The sequence below is a fragment of the Mucilaginibacter sp. 21P genome (genome assembly GCF_019331605.1).
GTDB classification, from domain to species: Bacteria; Bacteroidota; Bacteroidia; order Sphingobacteriales; family Sphingobacteriaceae; genus Mucilaginibacter; species Mucilaginibacter achroorhodeus.
Window position 1 is genome coordinate 692,255 of record NZ_CP063061.1, and the last position, 24,875, is coordinate 717,129.

A 24,875-nucleotide genomic window follows, 5' to 3' on the forward strand; every position below is an offset into this window, starting at 1 on the left:
CTACGCGCGACTTACAAAGCAGAGGACTTCTCCTCGCTACCGCTCGTTCGAAATGACAATTTTTTAATAGTCGATTTGCATTAGCCCAAGGCCGGGCGCATAACTCAACTCCCATTTTCCCTGACTGAAAGCCGGGTTTTGATATGGATTATTAGAAACCAATAAGGGCCCGTCAAGATCGGCCCAGTCACATTGGGGGGCAAGGGCAGCAGCGGCAAGTGTGGCGCAACTGGTTTCGCTCATGCAACCTATCAATACCTTCAAGCCCAGCTCGCGGGCTTTACCCAGCATCCGTTTTGCCTCATGCATCCCGGCAGATTTCATAAGTTTTATATTGATGCCATGATAAACACCGGCAGCCTTATCTACATCAGTAAACCGTTGCACCGCTTCATCGCCAATAATTGGTATGGGGCTATGCTCGGTGATCCAGGCATTGCCGTCAACATCGGTTTTTAACATAGGTTGCTCAATCAGTTTTACGCCCTGCTCCTGCAGCCAGTAAATAAAGTCGAGGCTTTGTTTGCGATCTGTCCAGCCCTGGTTTGCATCTACATACAGTGGCTTGTTAGTCACTGAGCGGATGGTTTGTATGAGGTCCTTATCCGTATCGCGCCCAAGCTTTACTTTGATCACTTTAGCCTCAGGAGCCTCGTGTATTTTTTGAATAATCACCTCTTTGGTATCAATACCAACGGTGTAACTCGTAACCGGCATCAAAGCGGGGTCGCTTCCTAACAATTGCCAGCAGGGTACTCCTTTCAATTTACTTTCCAGATCATGCAAGGCAATATCTATGGCTGCTTTTACAGCCGGGTTACCGGTTGCAATGTTATCGAGGTACGAAATTATGGCATCAAAATCAAAGGGATATTTAAATTGGTTAACATCTACCTTATTTAAAAATTCTGCAGCGCTTTGGTGGCTCTCGCCCATATAGGGCACCATAGATGCTTCGCCATAGCCTGTATGCCCTTCGTGATTGATCTTTACCAGCATCAACGGCGTAGAGTTGCGCGAGAATTTGGCGATGGTAAAAGTATGCTTCAGCAGAAGCTCATATGGCTGGTAAGTAAGCTGCATGTCAAATATCAAAGCTAAAATTTTAATTTTCATATACTGTTTATCTTTGCGGCTATGCCGGCAAAAATTTACGCCCCGTTCGAGCGCTTTAACTTCAGCAATAAAAACTGTTTCCTCACCGGGGAGGCACTAAAAAGCGAGGAAGAAAAGATCCAGGTTTTCCCGCAGTGGCTGATGAGCCAACATGCTTTGGAAGACAAGCCGTTTAAAATGCTCGACGAGAACATTGCTACCTACAAAGATCTTAAGCTGCCTTGCTCGAGCCATATAAACGATGATTTTCTGGAGCCGCTTGAAGAAGAAATTGCCAATGCTTTTGAAAAGGGTTACGAAGGTGTAAAGGCCCTTGATGAACTGAAACTTTTCCAATGGGCCGGTAAGCTACTATACGGCATTATCTTTAACGAGATACAATCGGGCATCAGGCTAATGCACTCGCAAGGCGAGGAATTCAGCATGTCGCAATCCATCCTTTTAAAATTCAGCCAGTTGCATTTGATGCTGCAGAGCATTAACCTGCCTATCATTTTTGAAGACTTTAAACCTTTTAGCATCTTCCTGTTTAAGGTGAACAATAATCATGAAGAGTTTGGTTACCGGGATGAAATAAATACCCAAACATTCGCGCTCCGCATAAAAGATTTTGGGATGGTAATTTGCCTGCAGGACAATGCTTCAAATTATTACTATCACAAAAAGATATACGACCAGATCAAAGACGAGATGCTGCACCCTATCCAGTTTGAAGAATTTAGCGCCCGCGTTTTTTACTCCAACTACCTTTTCAACCGCTTGCCCGAATACAACATTTTGCCGGTCAATGATGAGATCTATATAGAGGAAATGCCCTTACGTGGCTTAAGCAGCAAGCCGCTTTTTGACGAATGGCAAAATAAAACCTACGGCCAGGTATTGGAAAATTTCTGGAAGAACTGGGGCCTTTTGTTGCTGGAGATCATCAAAGATCCTGAGCATCCGGTGAGCTACCTGTTTGATAAAGATGGCAACAAAATAGCTGCTGATAGTATCTTACTCAGCCTCTAAAATTTCCTGAAAAATTCATTAAGCACATTGTGATTGAGTATAACGGTAATGATGATACCGCTTATAGCACCAAAAAAGTGTGCATCGTGGTTAATGTTATCTCGTGCGTGCTTTGATGCAAAGTGGCAGTATACCAGGTAGAGGATACCAAATATCCAAGCCGGTATAGCTATGGGGATAAACAGTATGCTCATTCCTGCTGTTGGCTGAAAAAGTATAAAGCTGAATATCACCGCACTGATAGCGCCGGATGCGCCCAAACTATTGTACCAAATATCGTTCTTATGCTTTTGGATAGTTGGCAGATCGCTCAATATTAAACTTACTATGTACAGCGCCCCAAACTGCCAATGCCCCAGGTAAACCTCTAACTGAAAGGCAAAGAAATAGTACGATAGCATGTTAAAGAACAGGTGGTTCCAATCCTTATGGATAAGGCCGCTGGTTAAAACGGTGTATACCTTATGGCCTCTTGATACATTGTATGGGTTAAGGATAAAGTTGCCGTAAATGTTATGGTTTGAAAATGCCCATAACGATGTCGCCAGCGTGAGAACAAATATGATAGACGCTACCGGGGCGTACTGTAAGTATTCAATCATCTAAGGTCGAGTTTGGTAGTTTGTAAAAGCCTGCCTACAGGGTAGCGCAGGTATGTTTTTTCAAAATAAGGCGAATTTCGGTAAACCCAATTAAGCTGGGCGGCTGCACTACCAGCCAGTTTAGGGTCGGCAGCTTTGGCGTCGTCAAGTTTCTTTCTCAAAGCAGGGTCTTCCTTCAGCATTTTGGCGGCTACATCCTCAAAAACGTAGTCAGAAAAATATTCTTTTTGCCCCAGCATGCTATCAAAAAAATTCCATGCAAAAAAAGAGTCCACACCCTGCGGTTCCAGCGTTTCTACAATATAACGGTTAATGGGCTGGTTTACATAAACCACATAGTCGCCTTCATAAAACCTTACTTTAGCATCAACAGGGTTTAGCTTTACATTGCTGTGCAGGTAATGTCCTTCGTAGGGCCGGTTGCCGGTCTTATAATCGGCAATATAATACATCTGCAAATCAAGCGTGGTATCATGTGCCAGTCTGCTCATGGCTACTTTATTTAATTTAAACAGATCAATAACCTTAGCCCAGGCCTGTGGTATAATATAGGCAACGGGCTTATCGACAGTGGCTGTAATTTTATAAGTGTTGTAAAACTTTACTGTTTTAGTGTAAGGCTTGTTGCGGTCATAATAAAGGCGTTTTAAGCCACTTACATCACTTGTTTTATATTCTGCAGCGTAGCCCTTAAAAGTGATAGTATCTACCTTGCTTTCATCAACCTGCCAGTTCAGTCCGAAAGTTTTTTGCTGTGCAACTTCGGCATCTACTTTTTTCTTCATTTCGCCAAGCAGTTTAGCATCGCGCTGACAAATACCAATAAGGTTTTGCATAAAGGCATAAGTTGCCCACACGCGCTTATCAAAGGGCTTAAGCATGTGCGTTTCGGTCATGTAGCTGATGATATTGTGCTGCGCAGCATAGCCTGTTGAAAAGCGGGGCGTTTCCATAAAGCTTACAATGCCACTATCAGGAAGGCCCTGCTCGCCGGCACCATAAGGTATCATCTCAAAACCGCTTTTTTTCATACCCTTGTATAGGTCGGGCGTTAGTGTCTTATCTGTGTAAGCCGCAAGTGTTAGGTTTTGTTTATCTTTTTGCGTTTCGATGAGCGTCATCACGTACTGATAGTCTGCACCATCGCTGGTGTGGTTATCCAGGAAAACTTCGGGCTGCCAGGTGTTAAGTATCTGTGCAAATGCCAACGCATTACGGCTATCGGCCTTTATAAAATCACGGTTAAGATCAAGGTTACGGTAGTTCCCTCTAAACCCATAAGCACGTGGGCCATTCTGGTTAACACGAGACACCCCGCGGTTCATGCTGCCATCGATATTATACAATGCAATAAAGCACAACACTACATCCTTTGGAAGCTGGTTTTTCTTTAGCAGGTCGCGCACCAGCATCATGCTTGCATCAATACCCTCCGGCTCGCCGGGATGGATGCCGTTATTGATGAGTAACACCCGCTTATTTTGTTTTTTTATCTGAGCAGGATCAAAAACCTTGTCTTTTGAAAGCACAACCAGCGTAAGCGGCTTGCCAATGTCTGTACTGCCATAATTAAACAAGCGCATTTGCGGCTGCTGTTTGGCCAAAGCTTGGTAGTAGGTAATTACCTGCTGATATGTTGCTGTGTAATTTTTGTCGTTACTTTGTTCAAAAGGTGTAAGTTGTGCATCAGCTATCGCGGTAAATAATAACGGAAAGATCAGCAGGATTAATTTCTTCATAGGTTATTATTTGCCTGCAATCTCCTCGCGCAGTTTCTTCGGTAAACCGTTTAATACCAGATCGTAAGAATGGTCTATCATTTCTTTTAATTGCTTGGCTGTAAGGGAACCATCAGTGCAAACGGTGTTCCAGTGTTTTTTATTCATGTGATAGCCGGGCTGCACTTCATTAAATTGTTCACGTAGCTCAATGGCGCGCTCCGGGTCGCATTTTACATTAAAGCTGTTATTACCAAGGCCGGTAAGTAAAAATACTTTTTCACCAACTTTGAAAACCAGCGTTTCCTCGCCAAACGGGAAGCCTTCTGTAACACCGTGTTTGGCCAGGCAGTAATCGCGGATATCCTCAATGTTCATATCAGTAGCCTTTGATCTCCTTATCGTAGCTTCTTTCGCCGGCGAAGTTAACCTTTATGCCAACAGTGATCTGACGGTATTGATCCAGCGCGTTATTTTTGAACTTTGTTGAAGGGTCGTTATAACCATCTAATCCCTCACCAAAAGTAAGATTATGCTGGTAACCAATATCTAAACGTATGTTAGGCTGGTCGTACCCATTGTATATCTTAAACTCATAACCAAAACGTAACGGCACCATAAAATTTAGTCCACTATCCTTGCCCTCAAAACCATGTTTCTCGCCAATTGCACCATTTTCTATAAACAAATTCTCGCGCTGTATATCAGCCATGTTATTGTAAATCCCTCCCAGGCCGGCACCTGCATAAAAGTTTTTTACGATATTTAAGAACGTGTTACCCTGATAGTTGATCACCTCACCAAGTTGCACATCCATGTGCAGCAAAAGGGCTTTATAATTGTTTTTGTAAGTACGGCCATATGCATCAAGCTCGCGGGTTCGTCCGCCGCCTGATAAGGTACCAAACTGAAACTCAAGGCCAATTGGCACATACGGTGTAAAAAAATAGTTTCCTATTACGGCGTATGACATATTATCATCAACCCTTTTGGTATCCGCGTATGGCCTGTTGCGGCTTACACTTACACCGATACCAAACGCTGCGTAATTTAAACTGCTTTGAGCTTTTGCCTCCGACAAAAAAAACAGTGATAGAAGAATTAAAAGATACTTTTTCAATGAATTTGTATGTTTGATTATAGGGGTTGCCCGGCCGGCAAAGCTGGCTTAAGGCCAAACAAAAAATAATTTTACTAATATAGGTTTTATATGGATTTAAACGCATCGCTTGGTTTTACAGTTACAGAAAGGTTTCTGGATTATGTTAAGATCGACACGCAATCAGACCCTAATTCGAACTCTACGCCATCAACCGAAAAGCAGAAGGACCTTGGCCGTGTACTGGTTAAAGAACTACTTGATATGGGTGTAAACGATGCCCATCTTGATGAATATGGCTATGTTTATGCAACCATCCCCGCAAATACAGATAAAGCCGGTGTGCCCGTGATATGCTTCTGCTCCCACATGGATACCGCACCTGATTGCAGCGGTACAGGTGTTAAACCTATCGTACATAGCAATTACCAGGGAGAAGATATTATTTTGCCAGACGATAAAACCCAGGTGCTTAAAATGAGCGACCACCCTGATTTGAAAAACCAGATCGGGAACGATATCATTACAGCCTCGGGCACTACACTTTTAGGCGCAGATAATAAGGCTGGTGTAGCCGAAATAATGGATGCCTGCTACCAGCTGGTTAATCACCCAGAGATAAAACACGGCACGATAAAAATTTTGTTTACACCTGATGAAGAGATAGGCCGCGGGGTTGATAAGGCCGACATAGCCAAGATTGGTGCTTTTGCCTGCTACACTATGGACGGAGAAAGCGCAGGCAACATGGAGAACGAGACGTTTAGCGCTGACGGCGCACGTTTGACCATCAACGGTGTAAGCAGCCATCCCGGCTTTGCCAAAGGCAAAATGGAGAGCGCCATTAAGATTGCGGGGCAGATCATAGCAGCGTTGCCTGATGATCTTTCGCCGGAGCATACCGAAGAGATGCAAGGCTTCATTCATCCGGTTGATTTTGGTGGCCATGTAGAAACAGCAACCATCGACTTTATCATTCGCGATTTTGAGGATGCCAACCTGTCTAAGCACGCTGATGTGGTACGTAAGGTGGCTGACGAGGTACTGAAGCGTTTTCCAAACTCCACCTACACATTGGAAACTTATGAGCAGTACCGCAATATGAAGCGTGTGTTGGCGCAAAACCCGCAAATTGTTGAGTACGGTATGGAAGCTATTCGCCGTGCCGGCTTAGAAGCTAAGCTTTGCAGTATCCGTGGTGGTACTGACGGATCAAGATTGTCTTTTATGGGTTTGCCAAGCCCCAATATTTTTGCAGGTGAGCATGCTTTTCATGGCAAGCAGGAATGGGTATCTGTACAGGATATGCAAAAGGCTGTAGAGACGATTTTGCATTTGTGTGTAGTGTGGGAGGAGAACAGCGCCCCCCAGCCCCCTAAAGGAGTAGCAGAATAATATTTTTTCAAAAAACAGAAAAGCCGATTGAAACTTTATCAATCGGCTTTTTTGTATCGGACTTTTAAACTCCTGCTCCCCATTCAGGTGGCTGGAAGGCTTATCTTAATACAGCAAATTATCATAAGGATACCTTGCCGTATGCACGTCTTTTACGTATTTGTAAAGCAGGTTGCGGAACTCCTCAACATTCTCCTTCTGCGTGGCAGAGATGAAGATAGCCGGGCTGTTGTTCTTGGCCATCCAGCTGTGACGGAAATCGTCAAGCGTTATCGGCTCCTGTTCCGTGTTGATGTTATGGTCTTCGGGTTTAAAAGTATCTATCTTGTTGAAAACCGTTATCATGGTTTTATCGATAGCGCCAAGATCCTTTAGCGTTTCGTTTACCGTATGGATCTGATCTTCAAAGTTTGGATGTGAAACATCTACCACGTGGATCAGGATATCAGCTTCGCGAACTTCATCCAGCGTAGATTTAAAGCACTCTACCAAATGGTGAGGTAACTTGCGGATAAACCCAACCGTGTCTGACAGCAGGAAGGGCACATTCTCGATCACCACTTTCCTAACCGTAGTATCCAGCGTTGCAAACAACTTGTTCTCGGCAAATACCTCAGATTTCGACAGCATGTTCATGATGGTTGATTTACCAACGTTGGTATAACCCACCAAAGCCACACGTATCAATTGCTGGCGATTTTTGCGCTGCGTCTCGTTTTGCCTGTCGATCAGCTTTAACCGTTCTTTAAGCAACGATATTTTGTTCAGGATCAAACGCCTGTCCGTCTCGATCTGCGACTCGCCCGGACCACGCATACCAATACCACCCTTCTGGCGCTCTAAGTGGGTCCAGAGGCGGGTAAGGCGTGGCAGCAGGTACTGCAATTGGGCCAGTTCTACTTGGGTTTTAGCCTGTGCCGTTTGGGCCCTGCCGGCAAAAATATCCAATATGAGATTGCTTCTGTCCAGTATCTTTACCTGTAGCTCGTTCTCAATGTTACGCAGTTGTGATGGCGACAGTTCGTCGTCAAAAACAACCATATCTATCTCTTCCGACTTTACATAGTCGCGTATCTCTTCCAGCTTTCCGGTACCCACAAAAGTTGCACGCTCCGGGCGCTGTAGTTTTTGGGTGAAAGCCTTTTCGGTTTTACCACCGGCAGTCATCACCAAAAACTCTAATTCTTCTAAATATTCTTTCTCTTGGGCCTCGGTCTCGTTGGGTGTTATCACACCTACTAACACAGCCCTTTCCTGCTTCACAGCAGTATCATAAAATTTTTGTCTCATTCAAAAAATGATTGTGTTAAAGCCTTACACCCCCTCTAAATCTCCCCCGATAGGGAAAACTTTAAGAACAAGTTTTTTAAAGCCACTCTCCCTCAGAGAGGGGTTGGGGAGAGGCTTTTCGCCTTAACAATTAAACCACAAAGGTAAGCATTATGCTACCTCATTAATAAACACATGAATGTGGTTATGTTTTACATAGCAATTGGTATAAATAATTAATAATGCCTTTCGGCGATGTAGATAATATAAAATGATCACTCAATTTGGTGATGGTTGCCTATCGGCTGAAACAACAGATTGTTGTATGTTGATGAGGTATTACATGCAGATAAAAATACAATGCAAATATAAAAGTAAAAGGCCTGAATTACAAGCCCTTTACAAATTCGCGTATAGCAGCACCCGGATCAACCTGGCGCATAAAGTTCTCGCCGATTAAAAATCCACGAAAACCAACCTCTTTTAGTTCTTTAATAACCTTGGTATTGCTAATGGCGCTTTCTGAGATTTTGATAAATTCACCAGGGATATGCTCCGCCAGTTCAAATGAGTTTTCTACCGATACCGTAAAATCGGCCAGGTTACGGTTGTTTACACCGATGGCATCAAGGTTGGGGTCGATACTGCGCTCCAGTTCTTCCAGATTATGAACTTCCAACAGTACGCTTAAGCCATGGCTTTTAGCGGCGGCCGCCAAATGTTTGATCTCAGCTGGAGTAAGAATAGCGGCTATCAGCAGGATTACATCGGCACCAATGGCTTTTGCCTCCAATACCTGGTACTCATCTATCATGAAATCCTTACGCAGGATGGGGATATTGTTTACTTTGCGGGCCGTTGTTACATCTGTTTGTGCACCGCCAAAAAATTGCTCGTCGGTAAGTACAGATAAAGCTGATGCCCCAGCCGCAGCATAAGCCTGCGTTACATCTTCAACTAACACCTTGTCGTTGATGATTCCCTTTGATGGTGACCGGCGCTTAAACTCGGCAATAATGCCGGTCCTGTCCGGTGCCAGCAGGAAATCTTTGAAAGAGTGCGGCGTCCTGTCAAAATATGCAGAAGCTTCCAGATCAGTAATGCTTACCAGTTGCTTTGCTGCAGCTACTTCTTTCTTTTTTTGCGCTACAATTTTATCGAGTATGGTCATTTGTTCTTTTGATTGCTTGTCATACTGAGCGTGGCGAATTATCTGTTCGTCGGTAGATTCTTCACTATCGTTCAGAATGACAAAAATGCTTTTAATAATCTCAGTTATGCGTTCAACCAGTTCTGCATCATTTCTTTCCCATATTCTGTTAACACAGATTCCGGGTGAAACTGTACACCACGCACATTATATTTTTTGTGGCGTAACGCCATTACCGACCCATCATGCTCATCAATAGCGGTAATTTCCAAGACCTCAGGCAATTCTTTTTCAACCACCCACGAATGGTAACGCCCAACCTTAAAACTCTCCGGTAACGATTTAAACAGCGGTTCCGAGTCATCGGTCACTTTAATAGGTGTTGCGATGCCATGCATGGGCTGCGGCAGATTATAAAGCTTGCCGCCGAACACTTCTGCAATAGCCTGCTGGCCTAAACATACGCCAAACATGCTTTTCGTTGGCGCGTATCTTTCTATCACCTGCAACAATAAACCCGCCTCTGACGGTATGCCCGGCCCCGGCGACAGGATGATATGGCTAAATTGGTCCACATCTTCCAGCTTAAACTGGTCGTTCCTCCAAACCTCGCACTGCAGACCAAGTTCGTTCACCAGGTGCACCAGGTTATAGGTGAAAGAATCGTAATTGTCTATGATTAAAATATTTTTCATTTTTTACACACCCCTAACCCCTCTCAATAGGGGAATTAAATTCGTTTGTACTAATCTCTGCTCTCTGATCACTAATCAACCCGCGAAGCGGCTTACAATTCCTGCGCCAGGTCTATCGCCCTGCGCAATGCTGCAATTTTGTTATCTACTTCTTTTAATTCACTTTCGGGTACCGAGCCGGCTACAATACCCGCACCAGCCTGGTAATGCAGTGTGTTATTTTTGCTCAGGAATGAGCGGATCATGATGGCGTGATTGAAATCGCCGTTGAAACCCATAAAACCTATGGCGCCGCTGTAGAAACTACGTTTGGTTTTCTCGTTCTCGTCAATGATCTCCATAGCGCGGTATTTCGGAGCACCACTTAGCGTACCCGCCGGGAAAGTATCTGCCACAATTTTAAATGATGATACACCTGGTTTAAGTTTACCGCTTACGTGCGACACCAGGTGGATCAAATGCGAGTAATACTGCACTTCTTTAAATGCTTTTACACTTACATCCTCACAATGGCGGCTCAGGTCATTGCGGGCGAGGTCAACCAGCATTACGTGCTCTGCAGATTCTTTAGGGTCGTTTTCCAGCGCGCGGGCTATCTCGGCATCCTTCTCGTCATCGCCGCTGCGTTTAAAGGTGCCGGCTATCGGGAAAATACTGGCCACATTGTTTTTGATGGTGATCTGCGCCTCTGGTGATGAACCAAAGATCCTGAAATCGCCAAAGTCAAAATAGAAAAGGTATGGCGATGGATTGATAGACCTAAGTGCCCGGTAAACATTAAACTCATCCCCTTGAAACTGCTTGGAGAATGCTCTTGAAGGCACTATCTGGAAAACATCTCCACGGTAAATGTGCTGTTTCATTTTCTCCACAATAGCAATAAACTCATCGCCGGTAAGGTTCGATTGTTCTTCAGCCGCACTGCTAAAAGCATATTCAGGGAAGTTTTTGTTCTTGATCAGATCGGCCAGGCGGTCTAAGCCGTTGGTTTGCTCCCGACCCTCTACCTGGTTATGAAAAATATAAAGCTCGTTCTTAAAATGATCTATGGCTATGATGTAACTGTAAATGTGATACTGCATTACCGGTATCTTGCGGTCGGTATCGCTATGCTCTTTAAGCTTTAGCGTTTCAAAATGCTCAACTGCCTCATGGGTAAAGTAGCCGAACAGGCCATTACTCAAAATCTTTGAATTATTTGCCTCAACCTCAAAGCGGTTGATATAGCTATTTATCTCATCAACCAATTCAAATTCTCCGGCTTTGCTTACTTCTTCGCTGCCGTCGGGGAACTTTCTTTTAAGCTCGCCATCATTAAGTACTATGCCACTAAAAGGCTGGCAGCAAACAAAGCTTAAGCTGTTTTCGCGACTATGATAATCAGAGCTCTCCAACAGCAAAGAATTAGGAAACACATCCCTTAAGCGCAAATAAATACTCACCGGCGTGGTAGTGTCTGCCAGTAGCTTTTTATAGGTAGTTGTTATTTTATATTTTTTCATTTTGTTGTCTCAAAGCGTATTAAACAAAAAAACCCGGCGAATTGAGCGTTCGCCGGGTTTCAAAATAGGTTTACATTTGATTAGTGCTGCAAATTCACGAAACTATCCGGCTGTCTTACTTTTGTAAGGTGCCACCAATTGTTATGGTTGATAGTTTTGTTCATCGCGGTAGCAAAAATATAAAGAAATTTGAATTAACAAATTTTTTGTCGACTTTTTTAGTGGGACATTCCGAAAAAAGGTCGGTGGCTCTGTATAATAGCTACCACAACGGTAACCAATGCCAGTAAATAAAACAAAGCAATTACGCGGTGTTTCTCGCTCGGGAGGCTGGCTTTCTTTGATTTAGAATGACCTATGGTGATCAATACTATCGCAAAGATCATCATAGCAAGGTGCTCAACTGTCCAGTAACGCGCGTTAGGGTCTCTCATTACACCACCCTCAAACTTTACAAACGGGCTTAAAAAATACAGAACCAGGCCTATCAGCAATTGCGTGTGTGCCGAGATCATGGCAAACAAGTTAAGCTTGCGGTTACCATTGGTATAAGGCTTTTTGCCTAAAAGACCGGCGAAAGCGACGAGTATTGCCAGTAATATCAACACCATTACAATGTACCTGAAACCCGAGTGAAATTCGAGAAAGAATTTATATGCGTTCATGAGCGTTTGTTTTTGCTTCGAATATAGTAAATAACGTTCTTTGGTGTAGTAAAATTTGCTTCTCCTTTATTAAATGGATAATGTTTCATTTGACATATTTATACCTGATAAACCTAAATATAGATTATCTGCGAATGCTATTTTAGTAATATGTTTTGCATTGTGTTTTTTGCTACATGTATCGCTGACCCATTATGTGAAAGACATTGACAGTATTTGCTTTTTTGCCTTCGCTTGCACTTTCATAATTTTACTTTTTCGCTCACACATGTGCATCCAGCCTTTGAATGGATATTTTAATGGTAGAGTTTACTTACAGGGAAAGCATTTAATGATCAATGACGAAGAAATTGATTTAGATTCCATTATTTCAGTTGATTTAGCGCTAAACGATTTTAGCGGGCAAAAAGCGATCTATTATCATTCATTAGAATGTCGCATTTCACAAGGCGTTAACAACTATATTTTGTTGGATTATAAAAACGGTAATTCTAAAAAAACATTCTTTAGGATGCAGTCAAAGAACTCCTATTTACTTTTAGCTGATTTCATTAACTCGGCAGTTGCCAAAAATAAAATTTCTCGATTAAGAGCTGAAGAATTGATAGGAAAACAAAACCTTACTTCGCAAAACTAAACTTCCCCATCAACACAGCAGGATTATTGCCAATCTGCATCGGCTCGCCGCAAAGCGCTTCGTTGCCCAGGGCGGCGAACAGAATAGCCTCTTTAGCGTCCGGATCAATACCAATATCGGATGTATTACCAATTGAAACTTTTGGTAATGCCCTTTTGATCATCTCCATTATAAAGGGATTGCGCGCGCCGCCACCGCTGGCGAAGATCTTTAGGCCATCCACCGGGAAATTGCCGGCGATAAATCTTACTATAGTAGTGGCTGTAAAGGCACTAAGTGTGGCGACAAGGTCAGCTTTGGCAATGTTAAGATCGCGGGTTGCCTGCTGTGCGTTGGCTACATATTCCAGATTAAATAACTCCGGGCCGGTAGTTTTGGGTAGCTGTTCATTAAAGAAAGGGTGATGCAGCAATGCCTCAAGCAAGGCATCATTCACAGTGCCCGAGTAGGCTATCTCTGCGTTAGCATCATAAGGCTTATCGAAATACTTGCGACAGGCGGCATCAATAAGTGTATTGCCCGGACCAATATCGGTCGACATCACTTTCGATAGGTTACCGTCGCCCGGCAAATAAGTAAGGTTAGCTATGCCCCCGATATTAAGTAAAATACGATGTTCTCCGGGTTTGCTGCCTAAGATCACATCGCCATATAAAGCCAGTGGCGCGCCTTCGCCGCCTGCGGCAATGTGTTTCTGGCGGAAATCGCTGATCGTTAAAATGCCTGTTTTTACGGCAATATGGTCGCCATCGCCAATTTGCAGGGTGGCGTTGTTGTAGCCCGCCTGTCCGTGCTGGTGCTTTGGTGCATGGTAAATAGTTTGCCCGTGACTGGCGATAAAATCAATCTGCGATGGTTGGATATTCCAATCAGCCAGGGCTTGTAAAATCAATTCCGCATGGTAGGTGCCTATATAAGCATTTAATAAAGTAACCTGCTGCAGATCTGCCTGGCGTTTGGCAAATACCTGTTTTACTTCATCTTTAAATTTATCCTGGTAAGGAATAGTTGTAAAATTGATGAGCTTAAAGCTCGTCTTCATGCCGCTGCCGGTAAAACTGCACAAGGCGATATCCAAACCATCTAACGATGTGCCCGACATGAGGCCGATACACAAACGTTCAGGTTTTTGGGTGATAGCGAAAAGCTTTTGCAGGTTTTGATTCATGGCCTACTTTGCAGCCGCTAAAGTTGCTTTAACCGTTCCGCATTCCAGCATGTCATTGCCATAGTATGGGTTACGGATGTCTTTGCTTTCACTTAGCCATGCAGCCTTTTTCATAGGGCAGTATTGTTGGTATAATGTTGTACCGTTCAGCTTTAAAGCTGATAGCATGCTGTACATGTTATTAGACAGGCTTTGAAAATGCTCGCGTTGGTGGTCTATTTTGGTAGTCTCGCTGATATGGCGACTATCGAATTTTAATTTATCCAGGTAAATATTAACTGTTTTTTGCTGCGCGGGTGTAAGGTCTTTGATAGACGAAAAAGCATCAAGCAATTCTTTTGATCGGGTTTTTGCCAGGGTAGCGTTGCTGCCAACCAGCGCGTTTTTAACACCAATGTATGCCGAGGCTATTTTATCAACCGATGCATTTTGGGCTTTTGATATGTAAACCGAAAGCATCAGAAATAAACTCAGGATTATCTTTTTCATACTGGGTAAACGTTTTTTTGATAAAGATAATATCAAAGGCCGGTAAAGCAAAAAAGCATCAGCCTGTTGACTGATGCTTTTCCTAATTTTTTTACTTCTGCCTGAACCAGACCTGTATAGGTGCTCCGTTAAACTCGAAATTCTCGCGGAGCTGATTTTCTATAAAACGATAGTACGGGTCTTTGATGTATTGCGGCAAATTACAGAAAAACGCAAACATTGGGGTTGAACCGGCGATCTGTGTGATGTATTTAATCTTCACGTATTTACCTTTTAATGACGGCGGCGGATATTTCTCAATGATCGGCAGCATCACCTCGTTCAGTTTCGAAGTTGGTATCTTGCGTGCACGGTTCTCGTAAACCTTGTTAGCAACATCAATCACCTTTAAAACACGTTGCTTCTCTAATACTGATGTAAATACGATAGGCACATCGGTGAACGGTGCTATCTTTTGGCGGATCTGATCTTCGAATACCTTAATGGTTTTGCTGTTCTTCTCAATCAGGTCCCACTTATTCACTACGATCACAACACCTTTTTTGTTCTTTTCGGCCAGGTGAAAGATGTTGATGTCCTGCGACTCGATACCTTCAACAGCATCAATCATCAGGATGATCACGTCTGCTTCTTCCAGTGCCTTAATGGTACGCATTACCGAGTAAAACTCTATATTCTCTTTTACCTTGGTTTTCTTACGCATCCCGGCAGTATCTATCAGCATAAAATCATGCCCGTACTGGTTGTAGTGGATATGTATTGAATCGCGTGTAGTGCCGGCAATAGGCGTTACTATGTTGCGGTCTTTACCTATCAACGCATTGATTATTGAAGATTTGCCCACGTTAGGCCTGCCTACAATGGCATATTTGGGGCGGGTATTCTCTTCCAGCGGAACATCCTCGAAATGTTTAACCACATCGTCAAGTAACTCGCCTGTGCCTGAACCGGTCATGGACGATATGGTATATATCTCGCCCAGGCCAAGGCTATAAAAATCGCTGGCATCAGCCACTTGCGAAGTATTGTCAACTTTATTCACTACCACAAACACAGGCTTGTTGCCTTTACGCAGCAGGGTGGCAATTTCATCGTCAAGGTCGGTTATTCCGGTAGTAACATCAACCACAAACAGTATTGCGGTAGCTTCCTCAATGGCAATGATCACCTGCTCACGGATGGCGGCTTCAAAAACATCTGCTGAGTTGGCCACGTAGCCGCCGGTATCTACTACGGTAAACTGGTGGTTGGTCCACTCAGAACTGCCGTAATGCCTATCGCGCGTAACGCCGCTAAAGTCATCAACAATAGCTTTACGGCTTTCGGTTAAACGGTTATATAATGTGCTTTTGCCAACGTTTGGGCGGCCTACTATAGCTACTATGTTACTCATGCTATTTGAGAGTCAAGAGTCAGGATGTCAGGAGACACGACTGTAAAGCCTTTCTCCGGCCCCATGACCCGGTGTATTACAAATTTAAAAGTTCTGTCTTGAATCTTGATGTCTTATATCCTGATTCTCTATTGATTATTCGTACCCAAATTTCTTCAGGTAATTCTTTTTACTGCGCCAATCAGGTATCACCTTTACAAACATCTCCATGAATATTTTGCGTTGAAAAAACTCTTCCATTTCGCGGCGGGCATAGGTGCCTACAATTTTCAGCATCTCACCTTTGTTGCCTATGATGATGTTCTTTTGCGAATCGCGCTCCACAATGATCTCTGCGCTGATGCGATAGATCTTAGGGTCTTCTTTAAAAGCAGTTACAATAACCTCGGTGCTGTATGGGATCTCCTTTTTGTATTGTTTAAACACTTGCGCACGTATCATCTCTGAAGCAAAGAAACGGTCGTTACGGTCGGTAAGAGCATCTTTTTCATAATACGGCGGATGCTCGGGCAGGTTTTCCAGTACAAAATCGAATATGCCTTTGATGTTATGATCATGCAGGGCAGAAATCGCGAAAACCGCTTTAGGGTTCAGCTTCTCCTGCCAGTAAGCAGCCTTTGTACGAACTTCTTCTTCGTTACTCAGGTCTATCTTATTGATCAACACAGCCAGCGGTGCATCAGATTTTTCAAGCTTTTTTAAAACATCCTGTTCATCGTATTCTTCATTGATATCTGTAACCAGCAATATCAGGTCGGCATCCACAATAGAACCCTCCACCTGGTGCATCATGCTTTCGTGCAAGGCGTAGTGCGGTTTGATGATACCGGGCGTATCCGAAAAAACTACCTGGTAGTCATCGGTGTTAACAATACCCAAAATACGGTGACGCGTTGTCTGCGCTTTCGGAGTGATGATGGACATTTTTTCGCCAACCAGGGCATTCATAAGAGTTGACTTGCCTGCGTTAGGCTTACCAATTATGCTTACGAAACCTGCTTTATGCGACATAAAAATTATTTTTAAATATTATTTGGACTGCAAAGAAACGAATTATATCTTTGCAGTCCAATTAAAACGGAGAGCAAATTGCTTTTTTGACAATTGGAACAAACATTTCGGAGTTATGCCCGTTATGTATAATACCAACAAAACAGTGCGGGATGGAGCAGTTGGTAGCTCGTCGGGCTCATAACCCGAAGGTCGTAGGTTCGAGTCCTGCTCCCGCTACCGAAAAATTAAAAAGCCTCTTAGAGAAATCTGAGAGGCTTTTTTTGTTTGGGGAAAGTGCCGTTTCAAGGTACACAGCGAGGTACACAGGCGATTTCTACGAGGTACACAACAAATCCTTTGTAAACTACTGTATATCAATTTGTAATACTGGTTTTCTGATTGTTAATTTTTAATCAGATCATCATGTCAAACAACATGTTTGTCCTATTTTTCCTTTACAAATCAAAAACTAACAGTAAAGGCACCACCCCAATTTTCTGTAGACTTACTCAAAATGCTAAACGCAAACAGTTCTCTACAGGTATCTACATTAAGGATAGTACCTGGAATGGCCAAGCTCAAAAAGTTAAAGGCACATCACAAGAAGCTTTAATCATTAACTCAAATCTTGATGTAGTGAGGCTCAAGCTGAACAAATGCTTCAGCGACCTTTTAAAAGAAAAGCCTGAGTTTTCATTGGACGATGTTTACAATCGCTTTACCGGTAACGACCGTGAGTACAAGACTATTCTACAGGCTTTTGATTATCACAATAAAAGAATGAAAGAGCTGGTTGGAAAAGATTACGTACAGGCTACTTATGATAAGTTTGTGGTCATCCAAAATCATGTGGAAGCTTTTATTAAACATCAATACAATCTGCCTGATTACGCTCTTGCCAATATCAAGCTTAACTTCTTAACTGATTTAGACCACTATTTGAAAGTCACCAAAGACTTAAATCAAAACACTATTAACAAAGTTATAGAGCGCGTTAAAAAAGTTATGAAGATAGCCGTTGGCAATGGTTGGATTGCATCAGATCCGTTTCTGCTGTACCAGAAGAAGAAATACACAAAAGAAGTTGTGTTTCTAACTGCAAAAGAGCTTGCACAACTTGAAAAGTTTCGTTTCGCCCAAGATAGGCTTGTAGCGATTAGGGATTGCTTTATATTTTCTTGTTACACTGGATTAGCATTCAACGAGGCTGCGCTGTTGGAAGACAAGCATATAATCGCTGACGACAATGGTAATCTTTGGATTGAAATGATACGACAGAAAACGCAACGCCCAATAGCAGTACTATTGCTTCCCAAAGCGTTAGCAGTTCTTAAGAAATATGGCTATCCTAATATTACAGGAACCTTGCTGCCAACTATATCAAATCAGAAAATGAACTCTTATATAAAAGAAGTAGCAGACGTCGTTGGGATTAACAAGCACCTCACGCATCATATTGCGAGAAAGACTTTTGCATCGACTGTTCTGTTAGGTAATGATATTCCTATCGAAATAGTATCATTCTTGCTAGGCCATAGCAAGACCGCCACTACAGAAAATCATTATGCTAAGGTGGTTAAAGGTTCGGTTTTAAAACACATGAGTGCGCTTAGTAAAAAAATGAAGTGAGGCTTTAGCAGGGTAGTTACTTTATCTACCCTGCTTTTATTACCTTGGCGACCTTTTAAAGCGATATTTTACGATGTCAGAAACCGAATACATTGCTCAAGAAATCACTGTTACTAAGCAGTTCTTAATGCGCACATATATTCATCCGCTACTTGCTCCAATGCCTGGCACCACAATAAATGATGAATTTTATTTAAGCATGTGGAAAAATCAAGCGGAAATACAACAACATAAATTTGGTGGTTTGTATGGACAGCAGTTTACAAACGTTGAACAACTCACCTCATTTAACGAGGCATTATTTCTCCTTTTTGCTAAACATAAAGTCAACCTCATTCACAAAGATGAACTATTGTATCTAGTAAGATTTTATCGCAGTGATACAGAGGAACAATCAATAAGTAAGAATCGGTATAATAGACTTATTGAATACACTCGCCTAATACTCGACATTTCGAGAAACTCTGAAAAGCATATCCAAGCTTATTTAAAAAACAAGGCTTATAAGCAAGTACTGGATACGGACTGTCAAGAGTATTTTTTTGCAAGACAAACATTGTTTGATAAATATTCACTACAGGAGATTATAGAGTGTAGGCCAAATGACAATCCCGGTGATATTGTAACCTATATGCGTTTTAACATAGGTTGTACAGAACTTTACGTACCCAGTGATATGCGATTTAATCTCCAAGCTAATCATGAACTCAAAAACTTCAATGGCGAACCTGTTAAGCAGTTCGATATTCCACTCTACCTGCAAAGTGAGGTATTTAGATATACGTTTGAGTACATGATTGATGAACATCGTAGAGCTAACACTCCTTTTTACAATCTTATCTCGAAAGCTCCGTTAACAAACGATGATTATAAAAAGCTTTACAATCAATATAAAAAGAACCGCTTTAGCGAAACAGATGCTTTAGTAAAGTTCGGCATGATAATAACCGGCTATCTACAATCGAACGGCATAATAAAAGTACAGCGTAAGATCGCTGCATTCCTCTTTGAGTATTATTCTATTCTCAAAATATTCCCCCTAAAACGCAAACTGAATATTCCCGATAACTATGCCGAACTATCCAATTTTTACAATCGGCAAGGCTACACAAGTGAAACAATTAGGCTAATGATGAAAGATGCCCAAAAGTTGGGGAAATTTTAAAGTCGATAAAATATTTTCGAGTTTCTTCTCGATAAAAAATTAGAAATTATTATACCTCGTTAATAAGCACTTACAGGATTTTCAATCTCACTCAAAAATCTTTTTACAAAGACTAAACGCATAAAAAATTCCCCTATTCTCCTTTGTGACATGCCAACAAACAAATGGCAGTTACAAATGGAAAATAAATTTATAAGACAAGAGGAGGCACAAGGTGCTGAGTCTAGAATTACAGCAGCAAACTTTTATGCTGAAACAGGCGTAAATCCAACTACTTTTTTAGACTACGTGTCGACATTGACACCTAGGAGTAAAGCGAAAGTTGGTGGCTTTTATGAACTACTAAGAAACGGTTTTCCGCTTGATGGAGTTTTGGAAGAACGCATAGACAAAGACAACATACCATATATGTGGGGTGTCATTGCGTTGCCAAGAGGTAAACAAGAGTTTAAAGTTATCATGTTATCAGAAACCATGCTGGACTTTTTTATAAAGTACCAACGTGCAGAAGTAACAATTCGCTTTACGCTACAAGAGCTTATTGATGAAGCTAAACGTATTGAGAACGAAAGCTCAAGTAATCCAACCATTTAATCCATCCATGAGGGAGCGGATCTCGCTCCCTCTCTTTATTCAATTCCATCATGACCACCAATACTTTTCACCTTTCACGAGGCCGATACATAGCAGACTTAGAACCCTTTAAAACAGCAGGTGTACCATCAAACTCAATCATTCACAAGAGCGTTCCGGGTTGTGGTATCACAACTTTTGAAATCCAGTACGCTAAACACCACAGCATAATGATAGAACCTAATGTTCCTGTCATTCAGGACAAGGTTGCCGATCACAATAAGAAATTTCCTAAATCCCGAGTGCTCGGCGTTTACAAAGGCGTAGGTATAGACGATATTAAAATCTACTTACTTAATGATGATATCGAATACAAGAAAATTATAACGACACCCGAAGGGTTTGTTAAAAAAGTTTTAAAGGCTTTTGGGGGTAACGAAGAAACTATGCTCAACGATTATTTTTTACTGTATGATGAATGCGAAAGAATCATCACTGATATTTCATATAGAGGCTCAATAGCAGCACCACTCGATATATTTTTTAAATTCAAGAACAAAGCACTGGTTTCTGCTACGACATTACCATATCGCGACTCGCGTTTTAGTAAGTTTTCACACTATATCATTAAACCAGATTACGATTTTAGCAAGCCGCTAGATATTATCAATACTAACAATGTTATTACCGCATTAGAAAAGCATTTAAGAACGCTTAACGACCAGCCTGTTTGCATTTTCCTAAACTCAACTGAGGGAATACATGCGATTATAAAAGCTCTCGATATAAAAAATCAAAGTGCGGTTTTTTGCGGAGCAGATAGTGTCGTTAAGCTACGTATCAAAGATTTTAGAGCTGCGTCCAGCGATTTCACAACTAGCGACATGAAGGAATACAATTTTTTTACAAGCAGATTTTTCTCCGCATTTGATATTATACTTGATTATAAACCTAATGTTATTATGATAAGCGATGTGGTATTTGCACACCACAGTACATTAGATCCCTTTACTGAGTGCATACAGATTCCTGGACGGTTCAGAAATGGTGTGGCATCATTAACGCATATCAGTAATTTCAATGACCGATTAGAGGTAATGAATGAAAGTGAGGCTGTAAGCTACATTGAAGGTTCGCTAGATTTGCATGAAGACATACTCGAATTGATTAAAAAGTCCAATAGAAAGGGTAGTGAGACTATGCTGGACTTCATTGAGCAGGAATCACCGATGAGTGGCTTCTATTCTAATGGTAAACGGAACACATTTATGATTGATGCAGCTATAAACGAACAAAGAGTTAAAGGCTATTATCTATCTGAAGAGAAACTTGGAAATGGCTATAGCAAACTTAGCGATCATTTTACAATAACATCAAACCGAGAACTATTTGATGTCTCTGATAAAAGCTTGTTTGATTTACACGCTAACCAATCCAAAAAAAACAGGCTTGAGAACGTTGCAAAACTCTTAGACAGATTAATACCCAAAGGGCCGGGTTTATTTATATTATTGGAAGCAGATAAACAATTGAAGAAAACACTTAGTACGGAATACCCACTCATAGCAGAAGCAGTTAGGCTTATTGGTCTTGATGGCTTAGCGAAAACTAATTATGTAGAATCCAAGATAAAGAAGTCAATTAATGAAGCTCAAAAGGTAGCCGAGAGGAAGCGAATTGCTAAAGACGTTTACAAAGCTATAACTGAGAGCAGTTCTATTCAAGAAGACAAGTTGCTCGAAAAGCTAACGAAGATTGGTGCTGATAATGTATTTAAGTACAAAGTGACAGCCTCTTTAATTAGATATTTCTTTGAGTCGAGGCGTAGTACGATAAACAAGGAGAACGTTTGGATAATTGGATCAAAACTGATAGATGCTTAATTCAAGAAATCTTAAATTTTACTTTTTTAACAGGTTTTCAAAAAGCTGAATCAATCTATCGATCCAATTCAACAATATTGAAATATTTAACTTTATACGTGTTTGAAAAAACCTGAATTAGAAAGCTGCCCAGTGCAGCTTTTTTAGTGTATTGACCTTTTAAAGAAGCAGTTAAGAATATTTAAACCTATCTTTTTAAAAGGTTTCACGCTTTGAAATACCATACCCCATGGCTAAAACATACCCTCCTGGCTTTCAGCTTATGATTGCTTTTTTATTTTCCAATTTATCTGTCTAAAAAATATTCTATCTGCTTTAAGCGACGACTACTCGCTTAGATATTACCCCCTTACCATATCTCGATAGAAAACGAATTAATTTTTGTGTTGCGCCCTAATAGGCTCTTTTGAACGCTCAGTTTTCCGCTCTGCGGAAACCTTCGCTGAAGCGGATAGCAAGCAGTCTATGACTGCTGCCAATCATTTTAGAGCCATTAGAGTAAACACATAAAATCAATCACCAAACTTAATCAACGAGCTATGGCAGAAATTAAATATGACTTGATTGACCGAATACCAACATTATCCAATAAGCGAAAGAAACGCTGGGTACTTGCACTTCTCAGAGCCAATAACGAAGGTCAGGCAATGCAGAATCGTTGCGTTGAAGCTGCATATCACAAGATAATTGCAATTGTTAAAAGCTCTTACCTGAAGCCTGGCGAGGTCTATTTTGAACGCGATTGGAAAGAAGATAGTAGCTATGGAATATTTAATATGCACTCTTTTATTACGCCAACATTTAGTTGGTCGCTGGATTGCACATTACTTTATGATTATGAGATCAGCTATTCCTTTGGTGATTGCCCTTCTAAAGAGAGCATCTTGGAAACGCTTACTGCTTATCCACTCGATAGGCAATGCAAAATGATAAAACGAGAGGATTACAGCTCATTTTACAAGTCTGTGCTAAGGAAGCAGCCAAAACAATTTCAATTCACTTCCTAAAAGGTAAATCCATTTAAAGAATTAACAAAATGCTTGGTGAAGATCACCAGGCATTTTTCATTTAAAACTAGACTCAATGAAAAACTTAAAATCAAAAACACATTACAACGAGGCAGTTAAACAAGCCTATTACAAAACACTTGAAAGAGCAAAAGCTATGCTTTCTACCATCGAGCAGGAAGAAATCCGCTATACTCTTATCAGGCAAGACAAGCTAGCAACGTCAGCTTACATCTTACACGAGTTTCTAAACCCATTGCTTTACTTAAGACTCGAATGCTCAAGTGACAATACATTGTTCATTCACTTTGGCGTTGAGCAAGTGCAAGGCAAGAACAGATTAAATGAAATAACTTCGAAATTCATAAGACTACTTTATCACTACACATCTAAGGCGGTTACCGGGGTCGAAGTTGAAGATGCTGTCAGAACAGATTGGTTGCTTAACTCATGCTCTGATGCTTATGAATATGTCGAAGAGCGTAATAACCATCATACCTTTAAGCAATTACCTTATAAAGTAACAGCTAACAAAAGGAAACAGCTATTATCAGTTGCTTAAGTCTTGAACGGTTCTTGAGGAATAAAATCTTTAACCGAGCACTTAAATATTAGCGCGAGTTTGTTAAGATGGTTTAGATTATACTTGGTAGGTGATCGTGGACTTTCTGCTTGGCCGATAAACCCGTTTGATACATCTAATAAGCCAGCTAACTCGGATTGAGAGAGGTTTTGTGCCTCTCTTTTCTCTTTAACCTTGTTAATCACGTAAGCTTCTATTTCCGTTTTGAAGTTAGCTGCCATCAACTACGAAAGAATAAAAACAATACGCTCAGTTTACTTAGCAATAACTAAGTATTTATTAATTTAGCGATGCTCGAAGTCCAAAGCATTGATCAATAACATAACAGATTTAGGACTAATCGTTATCAGCCTTAAAGTAATGCCTACTATCCAATTTCAGTGTCCATTATGCCAAAAGCAGTACCGAGCTTACGTAGATCATTCGACAATGATTAATTGCCATTGTGGAACGCCTATAAAACCTACGCTAGATGGTAATGCAAATGTTGTAGATACTAAGGAATCTCAATCATTCGCAAAAGAGCCAAGACCTCAGCTTGAAGCACATACCCAACCCAACTATACAACAACACAATCAGGTAAAAAGAAGAAAGATTATTCAATACTTGCAGCAATAATCTTAGGCATCTTTGCTATTGCATTTGTTGGTACGATAGTCGGCTCCATTATGGATTGGTACAATGAGCGACAACCAAAGAACATTGACATAGCTACGCAACCCATTTATAGTTCGTCGCCTAATAAATCTATAAATTCCTATAGCGTTGCTCCATCTACAAGCGATTTTGCAACAGCACCTTCTAAAATAGAACAATCGAATACTTCAAATGACCCAATTGTATATGTCCATATTTTAAACACTTTTCTTAACACCAATAAACATGTGAAATCTATTGCTGTGATGGATGAAAAAACCAACACGATCACACTGACTGCAGTTGATAACCCTAAATCGGTTATAAAGATGATAGTTCAGGGCCAAGGTGTAGTAAACGTTCAATTCTTTAATGATGGCAAGATTGAGGCCGATAAGATTTTCTTTAGAAGACCAGACCTCGAAAAAGAAAACGGTTCGCAAATATACACGAGCAGAACGGGTGAGATAACAATCACTTTATCCTTGAAATAATA

25 protein-coding genes and 1 tRNA gene are annotated in these 24,875 nt (G+C 41.4%); 11 read left to right on the plus strand and 15 right to left on the minus strand.

The features are described 5' to 3' along the window. Positions 1-63 precede the first annotated feature (63 nt). Complete coding sequence (locus INP83_RS02995) at positions 64-1,116, minus strand: dipeptide epimerase (RefSeq protein ID WP_255563242.1); 1,053 nt, start codon at positions 1,114-1,116, stop codon at positions 64-66. Positions 1,117-1,137: 21 nt separating this feature from the next. Here INP83_RS02995 and INP83_RS03000 point away from each other — a divergent pair, with 21 nt between their 5' ends. Then, positions 1,138-2,127: a hypothetical protein gene (locus INP83_RS03000; protein WP_219126240.1), complete on the plus strand. Its 990-nt coding sequence runs from the start codon at positions 1,138-1,140 to the stop codon at positions 2,125-2,127. On the opposite strand, the gene INP83_RS03005 is transcribed toward INP83_RS03000, so the two are convergent. Genes INP83_RS03005 through INP83_RS03020 form a run of 4 tightly spaced genes read right to left on the minus strand, consistent with a single transcriptional unit; the run spans position 2,124 to position 5,567 of the window. Beyond that, positions 2,124-2,729 (minus strand): rhomboid family intramembrane serine protease, encoded by a 606-nt coding sequence (locus INP83_RS03005; RefSeq protein ID WP_219126241.1) that lies wholly within the window; start codon positions 2,727-2,729, stop codon positions 2,124-2,126. The genes INP83_RS03000 and INP83_RS03005 overlap by 4 nt on opposite strands. Further along, the gene (locus tag INP83_RS03010) at positions 2,726-4,468 is read right to left on the minus strand and encodes a M14 family zinc carboxypeptidase (RefSeq protein WP_219126242.1); all 1,743 of its coding nucleotides are present in this window, start codon (positions 4,466-4,468) and stop codon (positions 2,726-2,728) included. The genes INP83_RS03005 and INP83_RS03010 overlap by 4 nt, the downstream gene beginning before the upstream one ends. A 6-nt stretch (positions 4,469-4,474) precedes the next feature. Then, complete coding sequence (locus tag INP83_RS03015; RefSeq protein ID WP_219126243.1) at positions 4,475-4,825, minus strand: MmcQ/YjbR family DNA-binding protein; 351 nt, start codon at positions 4,823-4,825, stop codon at positions 4,475-4,477. Between the two features lies 1 nt (position 4,826). After that, a complete protein-coding gene (locus INP83_RS03020) occupies positions 4,827-5,567 on the minus strand; it encodes an outer membrane beta-barrel protein (RefSeq protein ID WP_255563243.1) in 741 nt (246 codons plus the stop codon). Positions 5,568-5,657: 90 nt separating this feature from the next. Between INP83_RS03020 and pepT the strand changes: the two genes are divergently transcribed. Next, on the plus strand, positions 5,658-6,941 hold the full coding sequence (pepT, locus tag INP83_RS03025) for a peptidase T (protein ID WP_219126245.1): 1,284 nt from the start codon (positions 5,658-5,660) through the stop codon (positions 6,939-6,941). A gap of 105 nt (positions 6,942-7,046) precedes the next feature. Here pepT and hflX read toward each other — a convergent pair whose 3' ends face one another. From hflX to INP83_RS03050, 5 genes are all read right to left on the minus strand, one after another. After that, positions 7,047-8,231, minus strand: coding sequence for a GTPase HflX (gene hflX, locus INP83_RS03030; protein WP_219126246.1), 1,185 nt, complete (start codon positions 8,229-8,231; stop codon positions 7,047-7,049). A gap of 367 nt (positions 8,232-8,598) precedes the next feature. Further along, entirely contained in the window at positions 8,599-9,381 is a 783-nt protein-coding gene (gene trpC / locus INP83_RS03035; RefSeq protein WP_219126247.1) for an indole-3-glycerol phosphate synthase TrpC, read from the minus strand. A gap of 104 nt (positions 9,382-9,485) precedes the next feature. Next, positions 9,486-10,055 (minus strand): aminodeoxychorismate/anthranilate synthase component II, encoded by a 570-nt coding sequence (locus INP83_RS03040; protein WP_146273176.1) that lies wholly within the window; start codon positions 10,053-10,055, stop codon positions 9,486-9,488. 92 nt (positions 10,056-10,147) lie between these two features. Then, positions 10,148-11,557, minus strand: a complete 1,410-nt coding sequence (locus tag INP83_RS03045; RefSeq protein ID WP_219126248.1) for an anthranilate synthase component I family protein — start codon at positions 11,555-11,557, stop codon at positions 10,148-10,150. Positions 11,558-11,775: 218 nt separating this feature from the next. Beyond that, a complete protein-coding gene (locus INP83_RS03050) occupies positions 11,776-12,222 on the minus strand; it encodes a cytochrome B (protein ID WP_219126249.1) in 447 nt (148 codons plus the stop codon). A gap of 331 nt (positions 12,223-12,553) precedes the next feature. Between INP83_RS03050 and INP83_RS03055 the strand changes: the two genes are divergently transcribed. Continuing rightward, positions 12,554-12,859 (plus strand): hypothetical protein, encoded by a 306-nt coding sequence (locus INP83_RS03055; RefSeq protein WP_219126250.1) that lies wholly within the window; start codon positions 12,554-12,556, stop codon positions 12,857-12,859. Here INP83_RS03055 and INP83_RS03060 read toward each other — a convergent pair. The 4 genes from INP83_RS03060 to era all read right to left on the minus strand — a co-directional run bounded on the left by INP83_RS03060 (position 12,843) and on the right by era (position 16,920). After that, positions 12,843-14,027 (minus strand): anhydro-N-acetylmuramic acid kinase, encoded by a 1,185-nt coding sequence (locus INP83_RS03060; protein ID WP_219126251.1) that lies wholly within the window; start codon positions 14,025-14,027, stop codon positions 12,843-12,845. The two genes, INP83_RS03055 and INP83_RS03060, sit on opposite strands and share 17 nt — an antisense overlap. Positions 14,028-14,030: 3 nt before the next feature. After that, positions 14,031-14,516, minus strand: a complete 486-nt coding sequence (locus tag INP83_RS03065) for a DUF3347 domain-containing protein (protein WP_146273180.1) — start codon at positions 14,514-14,516, stop codon at positions 14,031-14,033. A gap of 91 nt (positions 14,517-14,607) precedes the next feature. After that, positions 14,608-15,909 (minus strand): ribosome biogenesis GTPase Der, encoded by a 1,302-nt coding sequence (gene der / locus INP83_RS03070; protein WP_146273181.1) that lies wholly within the window; start codon positions 15,907-15,909, stop codon positions 14,608-14,610. A gap of 135 nt (positions 15,910-16,044) precedes the next feature. Further along, positions 16,045-16,920: a GTPase Era gene (gene era, locus INP83_RS03075; RefSeq protein ID WP_219126252.1), complete on the minus strand. Its 876-nt coding sequence runs from the start codon at positions 16,918-16,920 to the stop codon at positions 16,045-16,047. 146 nt (positions 16,921-17,066) lie between these two features. Here era and INP83_RS03080 point away from each other — a divergent pair. The 7 genes from INP83_RS03080 (at position 17,067) to INP83_RS03110 (ending at position 23,721) form a co-directional block, all read left to right on the plus strand. Next, positions 17,067-17,139, plus strand: a tRNA-Met gene (locus tag INP83_RS03080). 186 nt (positions 17,140-17,325) lie between these two features. Then, complete coding sequence (locus tag INP83_RS03085; RefSeq protein ID WP_219126253.1) at positions 17,326-18,531, plus strand: site-specific integrase; 1,206 nt, start codon at positions 17,326-17,328, stop codon at positions 18,529-18,531. 73 nt (positions 18,532-18,604) lie between these two features. Continuing rightward, positions 18,605-19,696: a hypothetical protein gene (locus INP83_RS03090; protein ID WP_219126254.1), complete on the plus strand. Its 1,092-nt coding sequence runs from the start codon at positions 18,605-18,607 to the stop codon at positions 19,694-19,696. A gap of 150 nt (positions 19,697-19,846) precedes the next feature. Then, entirely contained in the window at positions 19,847-20,290 is a 444-nt protein-coding gene (locus tag INP83_RS03095; protein WP_219126255.1) for a hypothetical protein, read from the plus strand. Between the two features lie 50 nt (positions 20,291-20,340). Next, complete coding sequence (locus tag INP83_RS03100) at positions 20,341-22,152, plus strand: hypothetical protein (RefSeq protein ID WP_219126256.1); 1,812 nt, start codon at positions 20,341-20,343, stop codon at positions 22,150-22,152. 539 nt (positions 22,153-22,691) lie between these two features. Continuing rightward, positions 22,692-23,159, plus strand: a complete 468-nt coding sequence (locus tag INP83_RS03105; RefSeq protein ID WP_219126257.1) for a hypothetical protein — start codon at positions 22,692-22,694, stop codon at positions 23,157-23,159. Between the two features lie 76 nt (positions 23,160-23,235). Further along, positions 23,236-23,721 carry a hypothetical protein gene (locus INP83_RS03110; RefSeq protein WP_219126258.1) on the plus strand — a complete coding sequence of 162 codons (486 nt, stop codon included), beginning with the start codon at positions 23,236-23,238 and terminating at the stop codon, positions 23,719-23,721. Here INP83_RS03110 and INP83_RS03115 read toward each other — a convergent pair. Beyond that, positions 23,718-23,963 carry a helix-turn-helix domain-containing protein gene (locus tag INP83_RS03115; RefSeq protein ID WP_219126259.1) on the minus strand — a complete coding sequence of 82 codons (246 nt, stop codon included), beginning with the start codon at positions 23,961-23,963 and terminating at the stop codon, positions 23,718-23,720. The genes INP83_RS03110 and INP83_RS03115 overlap by 4 nt on opposite strands. Positions 23,964-24,102: 139 nt before the next feature. Between INP83_RS03115 and INP83_RS03120 the strand changes: the two genes are divergently transcribed. After that, entirely contained in the window at positions 24,103-24,873 is a 771-nt protein-coding gene (locus tag INP83_RS03120) for a hypothetical protein (RefSeq protein ID WP_219126260.1), read from the plus strand. The last annotated feature ends 2 nt before the right edge of the window (positions 24,874-24,875 follow it).

What these genes read in the sequence shown, in the direction of transcription:
- INP83_RS02995 (WP_255563242.1), bottom strand. Translation starts at nt 1,116, where the DNA reads ATGAAAATTAAAATTTTAGCTTTGATATTTGACATGCAGCTTACTTAC.
- INP83_RS03000 (WP_219126240.1), top strand. Translation starts at nt 1,138, where the DNA reads ATGCCGGCAAAAATTTACGCCCCGTTCGAGCGCTTTAACTTCAGCAAT.
- INP83_RS03005 (WP_219126241.1), bottom strand. Translation starts at nt 2,729, where the DNA reads ATGATTGAATACTTACAGTACGCCCCGGTAGCGTCTATCATATTTGTT.
- INP83_RS03010 (WP_219126242.1), bottom strand. Translation starts at nt 4,468, where the DNA reads ATGAAGAAATTAATCCTGCTGATCTTTCCGTTATTATTTACCGCGATA.
- INP83_RS03015 (WP_219126243.1), bottom strand. Translation starts at nt 4,825, where the DNA reads ATGAACATTGAGGATATCCGCGATTACTGCCTGGCCAAACACGGTGTT.
- pepT (WP_219126245.1), top strand. Translation starts at nt 5,658, where the DNA reads ATGGATTTAAACGCATCGCTTGGTTTTACAGTTACAGAAAGGTTTCTG.
- hflX (WP_219126246.1), bottom strand. Translation starts at nt 8,231, where the DNA reads ATGAGACAAAAATTTTATGATACTGCTGTGAAGCAGGAAAGGGCTGTG.
- trpC (WP_219126247.1), bottom strand. Translation starts at nt 9,381, where the DNA reads ATGACCATACTCGATAAAATTGTAGCGCAAAAAAAGAAAGAAGTAGCT.
- INP83_RS03040 (WP_146273176.1), bottom strand. Translation starts at nt 10,055, where the DNA reads ATGAAAAATATTTTAATCATAGACAATTACGATTCTTTCACCTATAAC.
- INP83_RS03045 (WP_219126248.1), bottom strand. Translation starts at nt 11,557, where the DNA reads ATGAAAAAATATAAAATAACAACTACCTATAAAAAGCTACTGGCAGAC.
- INP83_RS03050 (WP_219126249.1), bottom strand. Translation starts at nt 12,222, where the DNA reads ATGAACGCATATAAATTCTTTCTCGAATTTCACTCGGGTTTCAGGTAC.
- INP83_RS03055 (WP_219126250.1), top strand. Translation starts at nt 12,554, where the DNA reads ATGATCAATGACGAAGAAATTGATTTAGATTCCATTATTTCAGTTGAT.
- INP83_RS03060 (WP_219126251.1), bottom strand. Translation starts at nt 14,027, where the DNA reads ATGAATCAAAACCTGCAAAAGCTTTTCGCTATCACCCAAAAACCTGAA.
- INP83_RS03065 (WP_146273180.1), bottom strand. Translation starts at nt 14,516, where the DNA reads ATGAAAAAGATAATCCTGAGTTTATTTCTGATGCTTTCGGTTTACATA.
- der (WP_146273181.1), bottom strand. Translation starts at nt 15,909, where the DNA reads ATGAGTAACATAGTAGCTATAGTAGGCCGCCCAAACGTTGGCAAAAGC.
- era (WP_219126252.1), bottom strand. Translation starts at nt 16,920, where the DNA reads ATGTCGCATAAAGCAGGTTTCGTAAGCATAATTGGTAAGCCTAACGCA.
- INP83_RS03085 (WP_219126253.1), top strand. Translation starts at nt 17,326, where the DNA reads ATGTCAAACAACATGTTTGTCCTATTTTTCCTTTACAAATCAAAAACT.
- INP83_RS03090 (WP_219126254.1), top strand. Translation starts at nt 18,605, where the DNA reads ATGTCAGAAACCGAATACATTGCTCAAGAAATCACTGTTACTAAGCAG.
- INP83_RS03095 (WP_219126255.1), top strand. Translation starts at nt 19,847, where the DNA reads ATGCCAACAAACAAATGGCAGTTACAAATGGAAAATAAATTTATAAGA.
- INP83_RS03100 (WP_219126256.1), top strand. Translation starts at nt 20,341, where the DNA reads ATGACCACCAATACTTTTCACCTTTCACGAGGCCGATACATAGCAGAC.
- INP83_RS03105 (WP_219126257.1), top strand. Translation starts at nt 22,692, where the DNA reads ATGGCAGAAATTAAATATGACTTGATTGACCGAATACCAACATTATCC.
- INP83_RS03110 (WP_219126258.1), top strand. Translation starts at nt 23,236, where the DNA reads ATGAAAAACTTAAAATCAAAAACACATTACAACGAGGCAGTTAAACAA.
- INP83_RS03115 (WP_219126259.1), bottom strand. Translation starts at nt 23,963, where the DNA reads ATGGCAGCTAACTTCAAAACGGAAATAGAAGCTTACGTGATTAACAAG.
- INP83_RS03120 (WP_219126260.1), top strand. Translation starts at nt 24,103, where the DNA reads ATGCCTACTATCCAATTTCAGTGTCCATTATGCCAAAAGCAGTACCGA.